Genomic DNA, 19,401 nt, shown 5'->3' on the forward strand with positions numbered 1-19,401 from the left:
ATGTTCTTGAAGAAACGAGGTTTGGGCACGCTGGCACTTTGCATGACCCTGTTTGCCGCCATGCATGCACCCGCCGTGCATGCCGATGAGTTCGACACGTTGCGCGCCAAGTGGCAGACGCGTGCCAATGGCGGCAGCGTCAACGTGGCCGATGCCGATGTCGCCAGGCAGATCACCGCGGATACAGGGAATGCGCAGGCCAGCTGGAATACACTGATCACCAGCGCCAGCCGCACGTCGCTGTGGCCGGACTTGAGCGACTGGACCAAGTCCTCCACCATCACCGGCAGCTATTCGCGACTCGCCGTCATGGCGGCCGCCTGGGCTTCGCCGCATTCTTCGCTCTATCACAATGCCGCGCTGGGAACGGACATCGTGGCCGGACTCGACTGGCTCACCCAGAACTACTACCGGGCCGCGCTGGCAACTGCGTACGACAACTGGTGGGACTGGCAGATCGGCACGCCGCTGGCGCTCAACAATGCCGCCGTCGCCGTCTATCCATTGCTGACGCCCACGCAGGTCAGCGCGTACATGGCCGCCATCGACCGTTTCGTGCCGGACCCCACACTGCGTACCAGTGCCAACGGCAAACTGTCCAGCACCGCCGAAACGGGCGCCAATCGCCTCGACAAGGCGCTCGTGGTCGTATTGCGGGGCATTCTCGCCAAGTCCGCCACCAAGATCGCCCAGGGCCGCGATGCCATCAGTCAAACCCTGCCTTACGTGACCAGCGGCGATGGTTTCTACGTGGATGGCTCGTTCATACAGCATGAGGACATTGCCTACATCGGCAGCTATGGCCCGGTGCTGCTGTCCGATATCGCCCGGCTGTTCTACATCCTCAACGGCTCGACGTGGAGCGTGACCGATCCCAATGCCGGCAATGCATACGCATGGGCCATGGAGGCATTCCGCCCGTTTATCTACGATGGCGCCATGATGGATTCGGTGCGCGGTCGCGCGATCGCGCGCCAGTTCGGCGACGATCACCGCAATGGCCGCGCCGTCATCGGTTCCATGGCGGAGCTGGCGCAGAGCCTGCCGGCCAGCCAGGCGGCCGAACTGAAAACCGTACTCAAAGGGTGGATGCAACGCGACACCAGCTTCGGCACGTCCTATTTCACGCCGACGCCGACCGCCACGCCGGGCGTGCTGGCCGGCGTCCCCGTCTACCAGATCGGCTTACTGAAAAGTATCCTCGCCGACGGTGCCATCGCGCCAGCCGAGGAGCCGGTGGGCACCCATGTCTTTGCGTCGAGCGATCGCGTCGTCCAACGCGAAGACGGCCACGCCTACGTGCTGAGCCTTTTCTCCAACCGCATCTCCGCCTTCGAGTACGGCAATGGCGAAAACACCAGGGCGTGGTGGACCGGCGTGGGCATGAGCTACCTGTACAACGGCGACTTGACCCAGTACACCGGCAACTTCTGGCCGACCATCGATGCGCGGCGCCTGCCGGGAACCACCACCGACCACAGCGGCAGCAGCACGCTGACCGCCTGGGCCAGCAATCGCAATACCCGCAACATGGTCGGCGGCGCCGAACTGGCAGGACGCTACGCTGCCGTGGCATTCGACTTCGCCACCGCCAACGTGACCGGTTCGACGCTGACCGGAAAAAAAGCCTGGTTCCTGTTCGGCGACCGGATCGTCGCTGCCGGAGCCGGCATCGCCAGCACGGGCGGCGCCAACGTGGAAACCATCGTGGAGAATCGCAAGCTGAACGCCGCTGGCGACAATGGCTTGACGGTCAATGGCGCGGTGAAATCCGCCAGCGCCGGCTGGAGCGAAACCATGGGGAGCGTGAAGTGGGCCCATCTTGCCAGCAGCGTCGCCGGCAGCGACATCGGCTATTACTTTCCCACCATGCCTTCGGTGACCGGCCTGCGCGAAACGCGCACCGGTGCGTGGAGCGACATCAACACCACTGCCAGCGCCGACCCGGTCTCGAACACCTTCCTCAGCCTGGCGCTGCAGCACGGCACCGATCCAACGGCAGGCTCCTACAGCTACGTGGTCCTGCCCAACCGCAGCGCAGCGGCAACCGCTGCCTACGCGGCGGCACCCACGGTCGCGGTGCTCGAACGGTCGACCAGCGCCATCGCGGTCGCCGACAGCGCCCTCGGGCTGACTGGCGCCGTGTTCTGGAACGATGCCACGAAGTCCGTCAGCCAGGGAGGCAAGATCCTGCTGACCAGCGATCGCAAGGCCGCGGTGGTGATGCAGCAGACCGGCACCGACCTGGAGGTCAGTGTTGCCGATCCCACCCAGGCCAATACCGGTGTCATCAACATCGAAATCAACCGGAGCGCATCGGCACTGACCAGTGCGGACGCGGCGGTGACGGTAGTGCAGTTGAGCCCCACCATCAAGCTGGCGGTCAGCACCGGCGCCGCGGCCGGCAAATCGTTCACGGCGCGCTTCGCCCTGCACACGGTCCATAGCCTGCCGCCCGCCGCGGATGCCTATGTTCGTGACGGTACCTATGCGACGACCAACTACGGCAGCACGAACAGCCTGGTACTGAAGAAAGATACATCCAACTACCATCGCAAGGCCTTCGTCCGGTTCGACCTGTCGGCCATCACGGGCACACTGGACAGCGCCAGTCTCATGCTGACCACTTCCTCGATCGGCCAGAGCACGTCCATGACGACCAATCTGCTGCTGGCCAGCAGCGCGAGCTGGTCCGAAGCCACGCTGAACTGGACCAACGCGCCGGCCGCCGGTGCGCTGCTTGGCAGCTGGACAGCACCGGCTGCCCAGGAACCGGTCACGGTCGACGTCACGAATGCGGTCAGCGCCGCGCTGCAGGGCAACCGTCAGCTGTCCCTCGTACTGGAACTGGCCAGCAGCTATGGCGCCAACGGCTGGATCGAGTACGCCAGCAAGGAAAACGGCACCGCCATTTTCCGTCCGCAACTGGTCATCAGGACGCGCTAGCGCGGCGCACCAGCAGGACACACCGGGCGACCTGCACGGTAGTTTTCGCTAGGCTCGAATGCTGCGCGTAGCACCACGATAAAAACCGATACCGCATTCAAACACGTTATGATATCGTTCCCTTAGTTTAAATGTTACAAGCCCAAGCGCCGGACCATGCAAGCTGTCCGGCGCGACCGCCGGCATGGCCCGGCCCAAACTTTTCCGGAGAATCAATGCGTCATTTGGTTGTACTGTTTGCCGCGGCCCTCCTGCAGGCCGCGCCCGCCCACGCGACCGCGCCGTTGGACAGCACCGTCGAGCAAGCCTATCCACAACTGGAATGGCTTTTCCAGAAACTGGTGGCGGAAGGGGAAAACTTCACGCTGGGTGGCAAGGAAGCCTTCAGGACCAAGGACAAATACCTGCCGGGAAAGGTCGCTGCCGGCTTGGCCGACCTGCTGGTGCACTTGCCGCCAGACGACCCGCGCCTGCCCGCCATGCTGCGCGATTACGCCAGGCTGGCCGATCTCACCGTCGGCATGGACAATGAAACCTGGGGCATCTACTACTACATGGGCGCCCTGCACCGGCTGAACAAGGCAGGCTTGCTGCAGCGGGCCGTGCGGCCCGACACCCTGGCGGCACTGCGCCAGCGGCTCGACTGGCGCAGCTTCGTTCGCGAGAGCGATTTCACCTTGTCCAGCCTGCCCACCAACTATTACGGCGTCGCCTTCAGCATCGCCCGGCTGCGCGCGCTGATGGGCTGGGAAGACACGCGCGCCAGCGAAGTACTGCTCGACAAAATGATGAAGCATTACGCGGCCTACTCGGGCGACTTCGGTTTCAGCGACGAAACCGATGGCCACGGGCGTTTCGACCGCTACAGCATCCTGCTCAGCGCCGAGATTTGCGAGCGTTTCCTGGAAACAGGCATGGAGGTCCCGGCAGAACTGAAAGCGCTGCTGCGCAAGTCCGCCGACGTGGCGCTGAACAGCGCCAGCGCTGACGGCACCGGCTTCACCATGGGCCGCAGCCTGGGGCCCTACGGCGAGACGGCGATGCTGGAAATCCTGTCGACCGCTGCTTACCTCGGCGTGCTCAGCGCCGAAGAAAAGGAATACGCCTATGCCTATTCCGCCCGCATCGCCGAGCGGTACATGCGCTTCTGGTACCAGCCGGAACTGCGCTCGGTCGACCTGTGGGGCGGTGGACGCCGCACCGATGCCTACCGCGGCAACTACCGTATCCTGGGCGAGAATTTTTCGCTGCTGCATCAGCTGATCGTCACCAGCGACCTGTGGTCGCGCGCCGGCATGGCGGGCCGTGCTCCGCGCGAGGACCTGGCCCAGTGGCTGCAACGGGCCCGCCCGAAGTTCAGCCTGACGCGTTTCGCCCAGGGCCGGTACGACCGCGCGCTGGCCACGTGGCGTGACGGGGACCACGTGTTCAGCCTGTCGATGGTCAATGGCGGGCCCGGCATGCATGCCCACAGCCCGTATTACCCGCTATCCTTCTCCCACAGCATCGTGTCAGGAATCGCCGATAGCGGCGCGGCGCGGCCGCAACTGCTGCCGAAGTTCACGTTGGCCGATGGCAGCGAACTGATCGCCACGGCCTTCATCCAGGACATCCAGGCGCGCGCCAGCGGCGCCGGGCAGATCGTCAGCTACCGCCAGGACGCCCTGACACGCCTCGGTCAGGACCTGCCGCAGAAGGATCCCCGCATCCGCGTCGACACGGAATACGCCTTGATGCCGGGAGCCATTACCCGCACCGACCGCTACACGGCCGTCGTACCCGTGGAGGTGGCCGACGTGACGCTGGAGTTCGCGTCATTTTCAAGGGGCGCCACCGCTGCCGGCACAGCGATCGGTTTTGCCGAAGGCACCGTGCGCAGCTTCGACGTGAAAGGCCTCGCATCCTGCCAGGCGCTTCCCGCGGGGGACAGCCCGGACTATCGGGCCCCATATGGGCAGATGCATACCGTGGTCCGGTGCGCCAGCGGCGCCATCAGCCTGCGCGAGCCGCTCGTGGTGAGCTGGACCATCCGTTACTGATTTCAAACCAACCCAAGGACTCCACACGATGACGACGAATCCCTTGCGGCTGTGTGCCGCGCTGCTGTTGGCTTTCCCCATGGTGGCCGTGCCGGCCGGCACGGCGCTTGCCGCCGCGCCGGCCCCTGCATCGCACACGGCCCAGCCCGCGCCCGAGGCAACGCAGGCGGCTGTGATCGAGATCATGCAGCGGGCAGCCGACTGGCAGCTCGGCCACCCCAGCGCGCACCCGCCGACCGACTGGACGCAAGGCGCCGGTTATGCCGGCATGATGGCGCTGGCCGGCATTTCCGACGACCCGCGCTACCGTGAAGCGATGCGCCGGATGGGCGAACAGAACGGCTGGAAGCTGGGGCCCTACCGCTATTTCGCGGATGACCATATCGTCGGGCAGACGTACGCCGAGTTGTACCTGCAGTTCCGCGATCCGGCGATGATCGCGCCCATGCGCGCGCAGTTCGACGGCATCCTGGCCGAACCCCGCGAAGGTTCGCTGCGCTTCGATGCGCCGGGCGCGTTGCAGCGCTGGGTGTGGTGCGACGCGCTCTTCATGGCGCCGCCCACATGGGCGCGCCTGACGGCCGCCACCGGTGACCCGCGCTACCTGGAACTGGCGATCGCGCACTGGTGGCGCACTGCCGACTTCCTGTATGACCCCGAGGAGCGGCTGTTCTTCCGCGACAGCACGTACTTTGCCAAGCGCGAACCGAATGGCCGCAAGGTGTTCTGGAGCCGCGGCAACGGCTGGGTCATGGGCGGCCTGGTGCGCATGATGCAGTACATCCCGCCGGCCCATCCCGCACGCCCCCGCTTCGAACGCCAATTCAAGGACATGGCCCAGCGGCTGCTGGCCCTTCAGCACGCCGATGGCACATGGCGCACCAGCCTGCTGGACCCCGATAGCTATCCGCTCAAGGAAACCAGCGGCACGGCGCTGACCACCTATGCGCTGGCGTGGGGCGTCAACGAAGGCTTGCTCGAGCGCTCGGTGTTCGCTCCCGCCGTGAAGCGGGCCTGGGCCGGGCTGACGGCCAGCGTGCAGGCCGACGGCAAACTGACCGATGTGCAACCGGCTGGCCAGGATCCGCGCGCGTTCGATCCCCAGGGCACGGAAGTGTTCGGTGTTGGCGCATTCCTGCTGGCCGGCAGCGAGGTGTACCGGATGGCCCCGGGCAAGGCCAAACCGCTTTGATTCAACCGCCCTAGGCGGCCGACTTGCGCGGCCGGCGCGCCCGTTCCTTGCCGGGCGTCGCGACGTCGGGCGGCGCCGTGGACGCGCGGATAACGAGTTCGCCGGGAAACGTCATGCGCTGTCGCTTGCCCGGTTCATTGTGGATACGGCGGATCAGCTCGCCGACGGCCGCGCGCGCCATCTCGGGGGCTGGATGGCGCAGGGTCGTCAAACCCGGTTGCAGCATGCCGGCGCCCGCCATGTCGTCGAAGCCGACAAGGGACAGCTGGTCGGGCAGCTTCAGGCCGGCCTCGCGCGCCGCGCGCATGCAACCGATCGCCATGGCATCGTTGGCGGCGAAGATCGCCGTCGGGCGGTCGGGCTGCGCCAGCAGCAAGCGCGCGGCCTCGAAACCGGTATGTTCATTGAATTCACCCTGCCCGACCAGGCGCTCGTCGGCCACGATACCCGCCTGTTCCAATGCCAGGCGGTAGCCACGCTCGCGCTCCGCACTCTGCCCGGAATAAGGCGTGCCACGAATAAAGCCGATACGGCGATGGCCGAGATCGATCAGGTGCGTGACCGCGTCACGCGAACAATTGACGTTATCGCCGATCACGACCGGGAGCGAGGTCTCCCTGGCGCAGTAGTTCACCAGCACGACCGGTGTGTCGCTCTTTTCCAGCGTCTGCAAATAGGGTTCGGTCATGCGCGGCGTGACGAACACGAGGCCATCCCAAAGGCTGTCCAGCAGCTCGCTGATGCGCTTGCCGCCATCGACATCGAGTTCGCCGAAGGTGTTGTAGATCAGCAGGTCCATGTGATGTTCGTGCACCACGGCACCCATCTCGGCGACGAACTCGTTGATCACGGTCGAGGTCATGTCGGTAACGACGAAGCCGACGACATTGGTGCGTCCGCTCTTCCGCATGCGCGCCGCGGCATCCGGGGAATAGCCGAGCGAAGCAGCCGCCTCGAGCACCTTCGCCTTTACCTCTTCCGCCACATAGCCGGCACCACTGAACGCGCGCGAAGCCGTCATGGTGGAGACCCCGGCGGCCTCGGCGACGTCGACCAGCGTGGTGCCCATTTTACCCATCCATTCTTTTGTCATCAGTGTCGTTCTCGATATGCGCGATCAGCGGTCGACAGGATTATCCCATGCCCGCCATGCGGCAGCGCTTCCTGCCGCCACGGCGCGAACCGCTGCCGCGGTGTGTCGTTCTCCTCCGATGCGCCAGCCGAACATCCTCGCGGCACAAACATGTTGCATGCTCTATTACAAACTGATATCGTTCCCACATCGTGATCAGAAGCATTGCCAACGCCGCAAGCCCGTGATTTCCGCATCGCAGAACTGCAAACGGCGGCGTGGCACGTCCATGGCAATAAGCTGGACAAGGCAGTATCCGCTGGTAGCACGCGGCATGAAATGGGAACGATCCCTTTTTCTGCCTGTGCATTGAACTGACATTCTTTGCCTGCCTGGAAGCACGCCTGGCCTGGGCAAGCGGGATAGTCGAATACTTTCGAAAAATGACTGGAGAAGTCGATGCGCATTCCCTGTAACGAGCAGCATGCAGTCTCCCTCCGCCCGGCCGCCATGGCGGTGGCGCTGGCCATGACCGCCCTGGCCACTGGCAACACGTGGGCCGACCAGGCACCGCCCGCGACCACCGCGCCGGACGATGGCACCCGACTGGAAACCGTGATCGTGACCGCCAACAAGCGGGCCCAGAACCTGCAGGACGTGCCCGCCGCCGTCAGCGTGCTGAACGACGCCTCCTTGCAACGCAACAATGTGCGTGACCTGTCCGACCTGCCTTCGCTGTCGCCCGCCTTGACGATCAACTACGGCAGCCAGCCGGCCAACAACTCCATCAACATGCGTGGCATCGGTACTTACTCCCTGGGTATCGGCGTGGAGGCGGACGTGTCCGTCATCATCGATGACATCCCCGTCGGCATGCAGGCCAACGCCTTCAAGGACCTGGCGGACGTGCACCGCATCGAAGTGCTGAAAGGGCCGCAGAGCACGCTGCTTGGCAAGAGCTCGATCGCCGGCGCCATCAACATCACGACGAAGCCGATCGAAAGCAACTGGCGCACCCGCACCAGCACCCTCGCGACCAGCGACCACGAGTGGCGCGTCAGCGCTGCCACGTCCGGCGCCATCAGCGATACCGTGCGGGTACGGCTGGCGGCCAGCCGCACCGGCTTCCCCGGCGTCGTCAAGAACCTGACGGATGGCAAGGATCTCAACGGTTCCTACAACACGACGGTTTCGGCAAAACTGGCATGGACCCCGCTCGATAACCTGGAAATCGTTCTGTCCCCCCACGCCAACCGCAGCAATGCCAACTGCTGCCTGTCGCCTTACACCTCGATGACGCCCGGCGGCCTGTACCAGAACATCGCCCAGTTGCCGGCATCCCAGGTGCTGGCCGGCATTCCGATCGGTCCGGGCAATGTTGCAGTGCGCACGGACTACCCCGCCGGCGGCAGGGGGCGCGATGCGGGCAGCGGCCTGAAGGTCGCCTACACGTTCGCCGACGATTCGCCGCTGGCGGGCCACATGCTCAGCTCCATCACTTCGTACCAGTCCTACCGGATGGACGACTTCCAGGATGTCGACGGGCTGGACGCGGACACGCTGCGCTACACCCTCCTCAACGGCCGGCCAAGCGGCTTCACCGGGGGCCAGTACCAGGCCGGCTTCTTCGAGGTGAAGTCGCGCACGCAGGAATTGCGCCTGACCTCGCCGGACACGGGCAAGCTCCGCTACGTCGCGGGCCTTTGGTACGGCGACAACCGGCTGGAGCGGGAACTGAAGAAGTCGCCCGTCGGGCCCATTGCTTCGTGGTACAACGCCCACGCCCGCAACACCAGCTATGCCCTGTTCGGCCAATCCTCGTGGGAATTCGCCAGCAGGACCAGCCTCATCACTGGTCTGCGGCTGAACCGGGAAGATACCGGCTACGACTTCACGCGGTTCGCGCCGCCACCAGCCGGTACCCGCACGCCGATCGATTACCTGGCCAAGAAGGACAGCAATCGCGACGTGACGGGAAAGATCGGCGTGGAACACCACGTCGATCCGGACACGATGGTGTACGGCTTGTTTTCCACTGGCCACAAAGGCGTCGCCTATGACTTGACCAGCAGCCTGACCGCGGCGATCGCCGCCCACCAGCCGGTACCGGCGGAAACGGCGAAGAACATGGAACTCGGTGCCAAGCTCTCGCTGCTGGACAACCGTGCCATGCTGAACCTGGCCATCTTTCGCACCAACTTCAAGGGCTTCCAGCAATCGGCCGGGTTCATCGATCCCGATGGCCAGTACCGCACGACACTGCACAGCATCGGCGGGCTGCGCACCAGCGGCGTGGAAGTCGATGCGACCTGGCGCGCCAGCCGGGAACTGACGGTGAATGGGGCGTTCGCGTTCACCCGCGCCATCATCACGGCATTCGAGAACGGCCCCTGCTACAGCGTGCCAAGCGCGGATGGATTATCCGCGGTCCCTGGCGGCAATTGCGCCCCCAATCCCCGCTACAACAACACCAACGTGGCGGACCTGCGGGGAAAGACCCTGCCCAACGCGCCGAAAATAAAACTCAACCTGGGCGCGCAATACGACCTGCCGCTGCCTGCGCGCCGCTTCGATGCCTTCTTCACGGCGGCCTACCGGTGGCAGAGCGCAACGCAGTTCAGCCTGAACCAGGACCCCGCCAACATCCAGGGCGCCTATGGCATCGTCAACCTCGGCATGGGCCTGAAAGACAGGAAGGATGCCTACAAACTCAGTTTCATGGTGAACAACCTGCTCGACAAGAGCTATGCCAGCGGCCTGGCGAATGCGGTCGGCAGCACCTGGAGCGTCAAGGCGCCGAACGCATCGCCACACCTGGTGAACTACACCACGTGGACCCCGGCACGCGACTACCAGCGCTACTTCACCGTGCGCCTGGACGCCACCTTCTGATCCGCGGTCCGGTGCGGCCGGCGGCCGCACTGCATCCAGCCCATGGAAAGGTCATTGCATGAAACGTCGAAGGTTCATCGGCAGACTTGCCGCGATGGGCGGCCTGGTTGCCGGCCGCGACCAGCTGGCGGCCGCGGCCCCGCCAACGGGCGATGCGCGCGCCTATATGGTCGACCTGCTGGTGCGCATGGCAATGCCGGTGCTGCGGGCGATGGCGAAGGGACAATTGCAAAAGACCTTCCCCGTCGAGCTCAGTCCGGTCTGGCGTGGCGCCGACAGCAGGCTGTGCTACCTGGAGTGTTTCGGTCGCCTGCTGGCTGGCATCGCCCCATGGCTGGCATTGCCGGACAGCGACAGCGAAGAAGGCCGGTTGCGCCGGCAGATGCGTGAACTCGCCCTGCAAGGCATTGCACAGGGCGTCGATCCCGCGAGCCCGGACTACCTGGCATGGCGCGCCGGCAACCAGGTGCTCGTGGACTCCTCCTACCTGACGAATGCCTTGCTGCGGGCCCCTGCCGCGCTATGGGAACCGCTGAGCGCCCGGACCAAGCGGCTGCTCGTGGCCGAGATACGCGGAGCCCGCCGTTTCCAGCCGCCGTACAACAACTGGCTGCTGTTTGCCGCGATGAACGAAGTGTGGCTGGCCTCGGTTGGCGAGGACGGCGACATCGTACGGCTCGGCACGGGCGTGAAGAAAACCAGCGAGTGGTATGCGGGCGATGGCTGGATCAAGGATGGCGAAGCGTTCCACTTCGATTACTACAACTCCTATGTGATGTGGCCAATGCAGCTGGAGATCCTGGAACAGATGACCACGCTCGGCCTCGCTGTCTACCGCGACAATCCGGCGAGCATGCTCGCCCTGACATTGCAGCGCACGCAGCGCTATTGCGAGCACCTGGAACGCCTCGTCTCACCCGAAGGCACTTTTCCGGTGATCGGCCGCTCGCTGACCTACCGGACCGCGGCCTTCCAGCCGCTGGCCCTACTGGCCTGGCGCAAGCAGCTGCCCGCATCGCTGCCGGAAGGCCAGGTGCGCGCGGCCCTGCATGCGGTGCACCGAACCATCTGGACGAACCCGAGCAACTTCACCGCCGACGGCTTCCTGACCCTGGGCTTTGCCGGCCACAACCCGGGTCTCGCGGACTGGTATTCGAACAATGGCAGCACCTACATCGCCTCGACCGCGCTGCTGGCGCTGGGCTTGCCACCGACCGATACCTACTGGACCACCGCTGCGCTGGCGTGGACGCAGAAAAAGGCCTTTGCAAATGCGCCTTTCCCCCGCGATTACGCGGTGGACTATTAAGGCCAACGCGACCTTCGCACGCACATCATCCCTCTTCGATCCGGCCACCTGCCATGTCCTCTTCCATCTCCAGTCCTGTCTCAAGCCCCGTCTCGAGCCCGATCTCCCGCTACACGGTCTACCAGCTGGCCGTCGCCGGCATGGGGGCCTCCTGTACGGCATCGATGTCGGCATCATCGCCGGCGCCCTTCCCTACCTCGAAGCGACCGCCTCCACCCAATGGCACCTGAATGCCCAGCAGCTTTCCTTCATCGTCGCCGCGGTCCTGCTGGGCAGCGTGCTGTCGTCGCTGCTGGCCGGAGCGATTGCCGATCTCTGGGGGCGCCGCGCCGCACTGCTGCTCGCTGGCGCACTGTTTTGCGCCAGCATTCCCGTCATTGCCATGGCCAGCGGCTACATTCCTCTGCTGTTGGGCCGCCTGCTGCAGGGCATCAGCGGCGGCTTGATCGGCGTGGTCGCGCCGCTGTACCTGGCCGAATGCCTGTCACCGCAATGGCGCGGGCGCGGCACGGCGCTGTTCCAGTTGCTGCTGACCCTCGGCCTGGTAGCGGCAGCGCTGGTCGGCCTGTTCTATGCCCAGCAAGTGGAGGATGCCGCGCGGCACAGTGGCGCGGCAGCCCTGCTGGCCCTCAAGGACGACGCCTGGCGCAGCATTTTCTGGTGTTGCCTGCCGCCCGGCCTCGCCTTCACGTTCGGTGTGCTGAAGCTGGGCGAATCGCCCCGCTGGCTGGCCAGGCGGGGCCGGCGCGACGAAGCCCGCACGGTGCTGCTGCGCAGCCGCTCGCCGGCCCAGGCCGACAGTGAGCTGGCCGACATCGACCGCGCACAGGCCATGGCGGCTGCACCCTCGGCGCCGGGTGCGCGCCGGCAGGACAGCCTGTTGAGCCGCCGTTACAGCTACCCCTTCCTGCTGGCCTGCCTGATCCTGGCCTGCAACCAGGCCACCGGCATCAACTCGATCCTGGCGTATGCCGTCACCATCCTGAACCAGGCGGGCCTGCCCGGCGCGATGGCCAATCTCGGCGACGTGGCCATCAAGACGCTGAATGCCGTGATGACCGTGGTGGCCCTGGTGCTGGTGGACCGGAAGGGCCGCCGATTCCTGCTGATGCTGGGCAGCAGCGGCATCGCCATCTCGCTGATGCTGGCAGGGCTGTTGTTCCAGACCGCCGAACGCGGCGGCAGCGACGTGCGCGCCGCCCTGCAAATGCGCGCGGACCATGACGGGCTGACGCTGGCCCTGACCCCGGCCAGCCTGCATGCGCTGGGAGCGCCCGCACTGGACGACCGTGCAGTCACCTTGAATGTGGCCTACTCCTACGGCGGCTTCAGCAATGTCCAGGCGCTGCGCATCGAGCGTGATGGCGGCATACCGGTATTGCGCATCATGAGGACCGGCACGGTCGCGCCCGATAATGTGATTGGCCAGCTGTTCCGCCGCCTGGGGATGAATCCGTTTCCAGACCCGGCGCTGGCAGCCGGCGCGCCCCTGCGCATCGACAAGGCCACGGCGGCGCCCGTTCCGGCCCCGGCGCAAGGCTGGCTGGTCGCTGCCTGCATCGTCGGCTTCATCGCCAGTTTCGCTGTCGGCCCAGGGGTCTGCGTATGGCTGGCGCTTGCCGAGCTGATGCCAACCCGCATCCGTTCCAGCGGCATGAGCATCGCCCTGCTGGTCAACCAGTTCGTGTCCACCGTGATTGCCGGCATGTTCCTGCCGACGGTGGGCCAGTACGGCTATGCGTCCATGTTTTACTTCTGGGCGGGATGCGCGGTGCTGTATTTCATGGCTGCCGCATTCCTGCTGCCTGAAACGAAAGGCAAGACGCTCGAAGAAATCGAAAGGCACTTCGCACGATGAATCACTGTCCCGATTTGCACGGTCTCATGGCGCGCATGGGTGTGATATCGTTCTCATTTTTACAAGCTTGCGGCTGCTCAATGAAGAAAAGTACGGGTGTAACGCTGATCGAAGTGGCAAAAAAGGCGGGCGTGGCGCGCATGACGGCCTCGCGCGCCCTCAGCGGCGATGGGTACATCACCGAGGAAACAAAGGCAAAGGTACTGGCTGCCGCCGCCGAACTGGGGTACACGCCGAACGCGCTGGCGCGCGCCATGAAAGGTGGCCGTACGAATGTCATCGGGGCAGTCGTCAACGACCTTGCTTCCACGGTCATCAACGCCTATGTCACCGAACTGAGCGCTGAAGTCCGGCGTCACCACATGGACCTGTTCATCTATAACGCCGTCGATGACTTCAGCCTGGCCAATGGCCAGCGGCTGGACCAATTGCTGAACGGGCTATGGGACGGACTGATCTACGTGATGCCACGGATGAGCGACGAATACCTGGCGATGCTGGAGCAAAGCAGCCGCCCGGTCGTGCTGATCAATTATTGCAAGCAGGTGACCGGGCTTCCCGTGATCAATGGCGATAATTTCAATGGCGCCCGCGATGCGACCCATCACCTGATCGATCTCGGCCACCGCCGCATCGCCTTCATCCGTGGTTTCGGCTATACGGGCCAGAGCGAGGAACGCGAGCGTGGTTATCGCGCCGCGCTGGACGATGCCGGCATCGTCTTCGATCCCGAACTCGTGCAACAGGGCGACTTTTCCCTGCTTTCCGGCGCCGAGGCGACCGAACGCCTCCTCGGCATGGCCAACCGCCCGACGGCGATCTTCGCCGCCAACGACGAGATGGCCGCGGGATCGATGCAGGTCCTCCAGGCCGCCGGCTTGACCCTGCCGCAACAGGTGTCGCTGATCGGTTTTGACGACGCACCGATTGCCAGCTTTGTGCAGCCGAAGATCACCACATTGCGCCATCCGATCGGTGCAATGGCCAAGGCCGCCGTCCAGGAACTGCTGCTCAGGATAAATAACGAGCCGGGCAGGCGACAACGCGTGGAATTCCCCAGCGAGTTCCTGGTAAGGGAATCGACGGCGGCCGCGCCGCCGCATCCGTAAGTCCGCGTCATGACATCAGGCCATCACAGGCATGCGGTAACCCGCATGCTTGCTGGCAGCCTCGCGTCTTTAACAATGCAATTCCGCGGGTATCGCCGGGCGCCCGGTGTCAAAGGAGAAGTGATGAGCAGGGAAGTGATTGCCGATGTCATCGCCAGGAAGCGCGAGTTGTATCACCAGGAATACACGCTGCAGCTTCGCGAATTCGACATGGAAGAAAAATTCCTGTTCGCCGGAGAGGCTGGATTGCCCGAGCAGCGAAAACAGATGAACGAGCTTGCCGACGCATTCAAGTTTCTTCACCAGAAATTGAAACGAGCGCATCTGTTTGGATTGCAGCACACGAAAGCGCTTCCTCCGGGCTGCACCAAATGCTACATCGATAGCGGCGAATTGCGGATCATGGCGCAACCTGCATCGTCCCCTTCCGGACCATCGCTGTTCACATGTACCAGATGCGGTCACCGATTGAGGATGACGCCCGCCACGCGGCATTGCGCGGTCGGTCAATCATAGGCAACCAGGGAATACCAGAACGTCGCCTCGTCACGTAGTACGTCCATCCGCCCTGAACCAGCGGCCAGAACGACAAAGGGTTACAGGAATAATCCTGTAACCCTTTGCTTTACTCTGGTGCCGGCTGCCGGTTTCGAACTGGCCACCTGATGATTACAAATCAACTGCTCTACCAAATGAGCTAAGCCGGCGTGATCTGAACAACAGCGAAATTATACGCTATTTGATCCTGGTGAGGGTAGGCCGGCCGCCCTTCTTGGGACCGTCGCCGCCATCGTCCGGACCGTTGTCATCCGACTTGGTGGGCGCCGGGACCGGCGACACGGCAGGCGCCGGCGCGGATGACAAAGGCACCGACGACAGTGCCGGCGCGGGCGGTTCCGCCGTTGGCGCGGGCGCGGGGGCGGAAGCCTGCCCCAGTACCGGCTCGAATGCCATGCCCTGGCCATTCTCGTTGGCGTAGATCGCCATCACGTTGTTGACGGGGATGAAGATCTCGCGCGACACGCCGCCGAAGCGGGCATGGAAGCGGATGCTGTCGTTGTCCATCTTCAGCCCGGACGTGGCGCCGTAGCTGATGTTGAGCACGATCTCGCCCTTTTTCACGTACTCCATCGGCACCGTGGTCGCGGAATCCACCTTGACCGCCAGGTACGGCGTATAGCCGCTGTCCGTGCACCATTCGTAGATGGCGCGCAGCATGTAGGGCTTGGTTGAAATTTCTGCCATGACTGTTCTTCTTGAGCCGGCGCCCCCCGGTGGGCTGGCAGGCGCCGGTATTGCGTGAACTTGCGCGAACCGCCGATCAGCGGCGCATCACCTTCTCGGAAGGCGTCAGCGCTTCGATGTAGGCCGGGCGCGAGAAGATGCGCTCGGCGTACTTCATCAGCGGCGCGGCCGTCTTCGACAGTTCGATGCCGTAATGGTCCAGGCGCCACAGCAGCGGGGCGACGGCCACGTCGAGCATCGAGAATTCGTCGCCCAGCATGTACTTGTTCTTCAGGAACAGCGGTGCCAGCGTGGTCAGGCGGTCGCGGATTTCGGCGCGGGCCTTGTCGTGGCTCTTGTCGTTCGTCTTGTTGCGCTCGCTTTCCAGCGTGTGCACGTGCACGAACAGTTCCTTCTCGAAGTTGAACAGCATCAGGCGGGCACGGGCGCGCATCAGCGGGTCGGCCGGCATCAGTTGCGGATGCGGGAAGCGCTCGTCGATGTACTCGTTGATGATGTTCGATTCGTACAGGATCAATTCGCGTTCGACCAGGATCGGCACCTGGCCATACGGGTTCATCGTCGAAATGTCTTCCGGCTTGTTGAACAGGTCGACGTCGCGCACTTCGAAATCCATGCCCTTTTCGAACAGGACCAGGCGGCAGCGCTGCGAGAATGGGCAAGTGGTGCCCGAGTAGAGAACCATCATGTTGGTAGTTCCTTAAGAAAACAAAGGGGGCGAGACCGCGAGCGGTTCACCCCAGTTGGCCCGGACCGGCAGGGCCGGTTCGGCGCAAAAACCCCGACCTTACCAAAATCGGCTGGTAAAAATCAAATTTATTTGATTTCTTTCCAATAAGTCGCGTTCAGGCGCCATGCCAGGAAGGCAAAGACGGACAGGAACAGCAGCACCGCCACGCCGAGGCGCTTGCGCGTCTGCTGCGCCGGTTCCGCCATCCATTCCATGTAGCCGACCAGGTCCGCCACCGCCGTATCGAACTCCAGCTTGCTCATCGTGCCGGGCGTGAGCTGCTCGAAGCCGGCGAACTTGTGGATGGTCTTGCTGGCATCGTGCGGGTCTTTTTCGTCCACCCATTTGGCACCCTGCACGCCCTGCAACTGCCACAGCACGTGTGGCATCGCCACGTTCGGGATCACCAGGTTGTTGAAGCCGGTCGGCCGGGTATCGTCCTTGTAGAACGTGCGCAGGTAGGTGTACAGGTAGTCGCCGCCGGAGCCCGCCGGGCCCGACTTGGCCCGGGAAATCACGGACAGGTCGGGTGGCACCACGCCGAACCAGGCCTTGGCATCCTTGGCCGGCATGGCGGTGGTCATCAATTCGCCCACTTTCCCGCCGGTGAACAGCAGGTTGTTGCGGATCTGGTCTTCGGAAAGACCGATGTCGCGCAGGCGGTTGTAGCGCATCGACGAGGCGTTGTGGCAGTTCAGGCAGTAATTCACGAACAGCTTGGCGCCATTCTGCAGCGCCGCCATGTCGTGCGAGCGGTCCGGCGCCCGGTCCAGCGGATGGCCGCCTTCGGCTCCCAGGGCCAGGGCCGGCAGCAGTGCAACCAGGGCGAAAAACTTCTGAGTGAAATTCATCATTCGTGTCCTTTGGTCGGCCCGGTTAATGTGGATGGAAGACGACGCGATCGGGCACCTTCTTGAAGGTACCCATCGTGCTCCACCACGGCATCAGCAGGAAGAACGCGAAGTAGTACAGCGTACCGGCCTGCGACACGATCGTCTTGGCGACCGAAGGCGGTTGCGTGCCCAGGTAACCGAGCGTCACGAACGTGATCGCCAGCAGCGCATACAGGTACTTGTGCCAGGTCGGGCGATAACGGATGGATTTCACCGGCGAATGATCAAGCCATGGCAGGAACGCCAGGATCACCACCGAGGCGCCAAAGAACACCACACCCCAGAATTTCGCATCGAGCACCTGCGGCAGCATGCCGATGATGAGGACGATAGCGATGACGGCGATGATGACCTTGGTAAGGTACGCCAGCCGGGATTTCATCCAAAGGAAGCTCACGTAGGCTGCCACGGCAACCATCAGCACCCAGATGAAGTCGGCGGTGACGGCGCGCAGCACCGAGTAGAACGGCGTGAAATACCACGTCGGCGCAATGTGCAGCGGCGTTTTCAGCGGGTCGCCCGGCAGGAAGTTGTTGTACTCGAGGAAGTAGCCCCCCATTTCCGGCGCAAAAAACACCACGGTTGAGAAGATCAGCAGGAATACCGACACGCCGAACAGGTCGTGCACCGTGTAGTACGGGTGCGACGGGATCGAGTCGACCGGATGGCCGTCCGGGCCCAGGTTGTCCTTGACCTCGATGCCATCGGGGTTGGACGAGCCCACTTCATGCAGCGCGATCAGGTGGGCCGCCACCAGGCCCAGCAGCACCAGCGGAATCGCGATCACGTGGAATGCAAAGAAGCGGTTCAGCGTGGCATCGGACACCACGTAGTCGCCACGGATCCACAGCGACAGGTCCGGCCCGATCAGCGGGATCGCGCCGAACAGGTTGACGATCACCTGCGCGCCCCAATAGGACATCTGGCCCCATGGCAGCAGGTAGCCGAAGAACGCCTCGGCCATCAGGCACAGGAAGATGGCAAAGCCGAACAGCCAGATCAGCTCGCGCGGCTTGCGGTAGGAACCGTACAGCAGCGCCCGCGTCATGTGCAGGTAGATGACGATGAAGAACGCCGAGGCGCCGGTCGAGTGCATGTAGCGCACCAGCCAGCCCCAAGGCACTTCGCGCATGATGTATTCGACGGAGTTGAACGCCAGGTTCGCATCCGGCTTGTAGTGCATCGTCAGGAAGATGCCGGTCACGATCTGCAGCACCAGCACGAACATGGCCAGCGAACCGAAGATGTACCAGAAGTTGAAGTTCTTGGGGGCGTAGTAGCGGCCCCACTGGTCGTTCCACAATTTCGACAGCGGGAAGCGGTCGTCGACCCAGCCCAGTGCCTTCTGTGCCACCGGCGCATCGGCCGGCAGTTTCGTCTCCTTGAACCCGCCCATGTTATGCCTCGCCTTTCTCGTCTTTGCCGATCACGATGCGGGTATCGCTCAGGTACATGTGGCGCGGCACCACCAGGTTGTCCGGCGCGGGCTTGTTCTTGAACACGCGGCCGGCCAGGTCGAACGTGGAACCATGGCAGGGGCAGAAGAAGCCGCCATTCCAGTCGTCGGGCAGCGAGGGCTGCGGGCCGGGGGTAAATTTGGTGGAGGGGGAACAGCCGAGGTGGGTGCAGATGCCGATGGCCACGAGGAATTCGGGCTTGATGGCGCGGGCCTCGTTGATGCAATAGGAAGGCGTGAATTCGTCGGGATTGCGCTCAGAACCGGGATCGGCCACCTGGCCATCCGTCTTCTTCAGCGAAGCGAGCATCTCGGGGGTGCGCCGCAGGATCCATACCGGCTTGCCACGCCATTCGACGGTGACCATTTCGCCGGGTGCCAGGGAGGAGATGTCTACTTCGACCGGCGCGCCCGCGGCCTTGGCGCGCTCGGAGGGTTGAAACGTGCTGACCAGAACGCCTGCGGTACTGATTCCGATAACGCCCCCCGCAGCACACGTGGCCACTAACAGACCTCGCCGGCTGGGATCGACCTGCTTCTCAATGCTCATACAAACCCCAATCTTATAAAAATTCGAATATTTGTAAAGCGACAACAGACCTATAGCAACACAAAATTATAAGTGAACATAAACACTCATCAAAGCGAAAAGGTTGCAAT

14 protein-coding genes and 1 tRNA gene are annotated in these 19,401 nt (G+C 63.8%); 8 read left to right on the plus strand and 7 right to left on the minus strand.

The window, feature by feature from the left end:
• The first annotated feature begins 42 nt into the window (after positions 1-42).
• From EWM63_RS11635 to EWM63_RS11645, 3 genes are all read left to right on the plus strand, one after another.
• Complete coding sequence (locus tag EWM63_RS11635) at positions 43-2,946, plus strand: polysaccharide lyase family 8 super-sandwich domain-containing protein (protein ID WP_130186664.1); 2,904 nt, start codon at positions 43-45, stop codon at positions 2,944-2,946.
• A gap of 215 nt (positions 2,947-3,161) precedes the next feature.
• On the plus strand, positions 3,162-4,985 hold the full coding sequence (locus EWM63_RS11640) for a hypothetical protein (RefSeq protein ID WP_130186665.1): 1,824 nt from the start codon (positions 3,162-3,164) through the stop codon (positions 4,983-4,985).
• A gap of 28 nt (positions 4,986-5,013) precedes the next feature.
• Positions 5,014-6,177, plus strand: coding sequence for a glycoside hydrolase family 88/105 protein (locus tag EWM63_RS11645; protein ID WP_130186666.1), 1,164 nt, complete (start codon positions 5,014-5,016; stop codon positions 6,175-6,177).
• A gap of 10 nt (positions 6,178-6,187) precedes the next feature.
• Here the strand turns inward: EWM63_RS11645 and EWM63_RS11650 are convergent, their stop codons facing one another.
• Positions 6,188-7,270: a LacI family DNA-binding transcriptional regulator gene (locus tag EWM63_RS11650; RefSeq protein WP_130186667.1), complete on the minus strand. Its 1,083-nt coding sequence runs from the start codon at positions 7,268-7,270 to the stop codon at positions 6,188-6,190.
• 438 nt (positions 7,271-7,708) lie between these two features.
• Between EWM63_RS11650 and EWM63_RS11655 the strand changes: the two genes are divergently transcribed.
• From EWM63_RS11655 to EWM63_RS11675, 5 genes are all read left to right on the plus strand, one after another.
• Complete coding sequence (locus tag EWM63_RS11655; protein WP_130186668.1) at positions 7,709-10,141, plus strand: TonB-dependent receptor; 2,433 nt, start codon at positions 7,709-7,711, stop codon at positions 10,139-10,141.
• A 58-nt stretch (positions 10,142-10,199) separates the two neighbouring features.
• Entirely contained in the window at positions 10,200-11,450 is a 1,251-nt protein-coding gene (locus EWM63_RS11660; protein ID WP_130186669.1) for a DUF2264 domain-containing protein, read from the plus strand.
• Positions 11,413-13,308, plus strand: a complete 1,896-nt coding sequence (locus EWM63_RS11665; protein ID WP_130186670.1) for an MFS transporter — start codon at positions 11,413-11,415, stop codon at positions 13,306-13,308. Before EWM63_RS11660 ends, EWM63_RS11665 begins: the two co-directional genes overlap by 38 nt.
• An 80-nt stretch (positions 13,309-13,388) precedes the next feature.
• Complete coding sequence (locus EWM63_RS11670; protein ID WP_165390804.1) at positions 13,389-14,417, plus strand: LacI family DNA-binding transcriptional regulator; 1,029 nt, start codon at positions 13,389-13,391, stop codon at positions 14,415-14,417.
• A gap of 123 nt (positions 14,418-14,540) precedes the next feature.
• A complete protein-coding gene (locus tag EWM63_RS11675) occupies positions 14,541-14,933 on the plus strand; it encodes a hypothetical protein (RefSeq protein ID WP_130186672.1) in 393 nt (130 codons plus the stop codon).
• A 115-nt stretch (positions 14,934-15,048) separates the two neighbouring features.
• Here the strand turns inward: EWM63_RS11675 and EWM63_RS11680 are convergent.
• The 6 genes from EWM63_RS11680 to petA form a co-directional block, all read right to left on the minus strand.
• A tRNA-Thr gene (locus EWM63_RS11680) sits at positions 15,049-15,124 on the minus strand.
• 28 nt (positions 15,125-15,152) lie between these two features.
• Positions 15,153-15,662: a ClpXP protease specificity-enhancing factor gene (locus EWM63_RS11685; protein ID WP_130186673.1), complete on the minus strand. Its 510-nt coding sequence runs from the start codon at positions 15,660-15,662 to the stop codon at positions 15,153-15,155.
• A 76-nt stretch (positions 15,663-15,738) separates the two neighbouring features.
• The gene (locus EWM63_RS11690) at positions 15,739-16,350 is read right to left on the minus strand and encodes a glutathione S-transferase N-terminal domain-containing protein (RefSeq protein ID WP_090436157.1); all 612 of its coding nucleotides are present in this window, start codon (positions 16,348-16,350) and stop codon (positions 15,739-15,741) included.
• A gap of 128 nt (positions 16,351-16,478) precedes the next feature.
• Complete coding sequence (locus EWM63_RS11695) at positions 16,479-17,243, minus strand: cytochrome c1 (RefSeq protein ID WP_130190330.1); 765 nt, start codon at positions 17,241-17,243, stop codon at positions 16,479-16,481.
• A 25-nt stretch (positions 17,244-17,268) separates the two neighbouring features.
• The gene (locus EWM63_RS11700) at positions 17,269-18,681 is read right to left on the minus strand and encodes a cytochrome b (protein ID WP_130186674.1); all 1,413 of its coding nucleotides are present in this window, start codon (positions 18,679-18,681) and stop codon (positions 17,269-17,271) included.
• Between the two features lies 1 nt (position 18,682).
• On the minus strand, positions 18,683-19,291 hold the full coding sequence (petA, locus tag EWM63_RS11705) for a ubiquinol-cytochrome c reductase iron-sulfur subunit (RefSeq protein WP_130186675.1): 609 nt from the start codon (positions 19,289-19,291) through the stop codon (positions 18,683-18,685).
• Positions 19,292-19,401 lie beyond the last annotated feature (110 nt).

The organism is Pseudoduganella lutea, from assembly GCF_004209755.1.
GTDB classification, from domain to species: Bacteria; Pseudomonadota; Gammaproteobacteria; order Burkholderiales; family Burkholderiaceae_D; genus Rugamonas; species Rugamonas lutea.

Excerpts from the sequence above, each read along its gene's own strand:
- EWM63_RS11635 (WP_130186664.1), top strand. The coding sequence starts at position 43 with ATGACCCTGTTTGCCGCCATGCATGCACCCGCCGTGCATGCCGATGAG.
- EWM63_RS11640 (WP_130186665.1), top strand. The coding sequence starts at position 3,162 with ATGCGTCATTTGGTTGTACTGTTTGCCGCGGCCCTCCTGCAGGCCGCG.
- EWM63_RS11645 (WP_130186666.1), top strand. The coding sequence starts at position 5,014 with ATGACGACGAATCCCTTGCGGCTGTGTGCCGCGCTGCTGTTGGCTTTC.
- EWM63_RS11650 (WP_130186667.1), bottom strand. The coding sequence starts at position 7,270 with ATGACAAAAGAATGGATGGGTAAAATGGGCACCACGCTGGTCGACGTC.
- EWM63_RS11655 (WP_130186668.1), top strand. The coding sequence starts at position 7,709 with ATGCGCATTCCCTGTAACGAGCAGCATGCAGTCTCCCTCCGCCCGGCC.
- EWM63_RS11660 (WP_130186669.1), top strand. The coding sequence starts at position 10,200 with ATGAAACGTCGAAGGTTCATCGGCAGACTTGCCGCGATGGGCGGCCTG.
- EWM63_RS11665 (WP_130186670.1), top strand. The coding sequence starts at position 11,413 with ATGCGCCTTTCCCCCGCGATTACGCGGTGGACTATTAAGGCCAACGCG.
- EWM63_RS11670 (WP_165390804.1), top strand. The coding sequence starts at position 13,389 with ATGAAGAAAAGTACGGGTGTAACGCTGATCGAAGTGGCAAAAAAGGCG.
- EWM63_RS11675 (WP_130186672.1), top strand. The coding sequence starts at position 14,541 with ATGAGCAGGGAAGTGATTGCCGATGTCATCGCCAGGAAGCGCGAGTTG.
- EWM63_RS11685 (WP_130186673.1), bottom strand. The coding sequence starts at position 15,662 with ATGGCAGAAATTTCAACCAAGCCCTACATGCTGCGCGCCATCTACGAA.
- EWM63_RS11690 (WP_090436157.1), bottom strand. The coding sequence starts at position 16,350 with ATGATGGTTCTCTACTCGGGCACCACTTGCCCATTCTCGCAGCGCTGC.
- EWM63_RS11695 (WP_130190330.1), bottom strand. The coding sequence starts at position 17,243 with ATGAATTTCACTCAGAAGTTTTTCGCCCTGGTTGCACTGCTGCCGGCC.
- EWM63_RS11700 (WP_130186674.1), bottom strand. The coding sequence starts at position 18,681 with ATGGGCGGGTTCAAGGAGACGAAACTGCCGGCCGATGCGCCGGTGGCA.
- petA (WP_130186675.1), bottom strand. The coding sequence starts at position 19,291 with ATGAGCATTGAGAAGCAGGTCGATCCCAGCCGGCGAGGTCTGTTAGTG.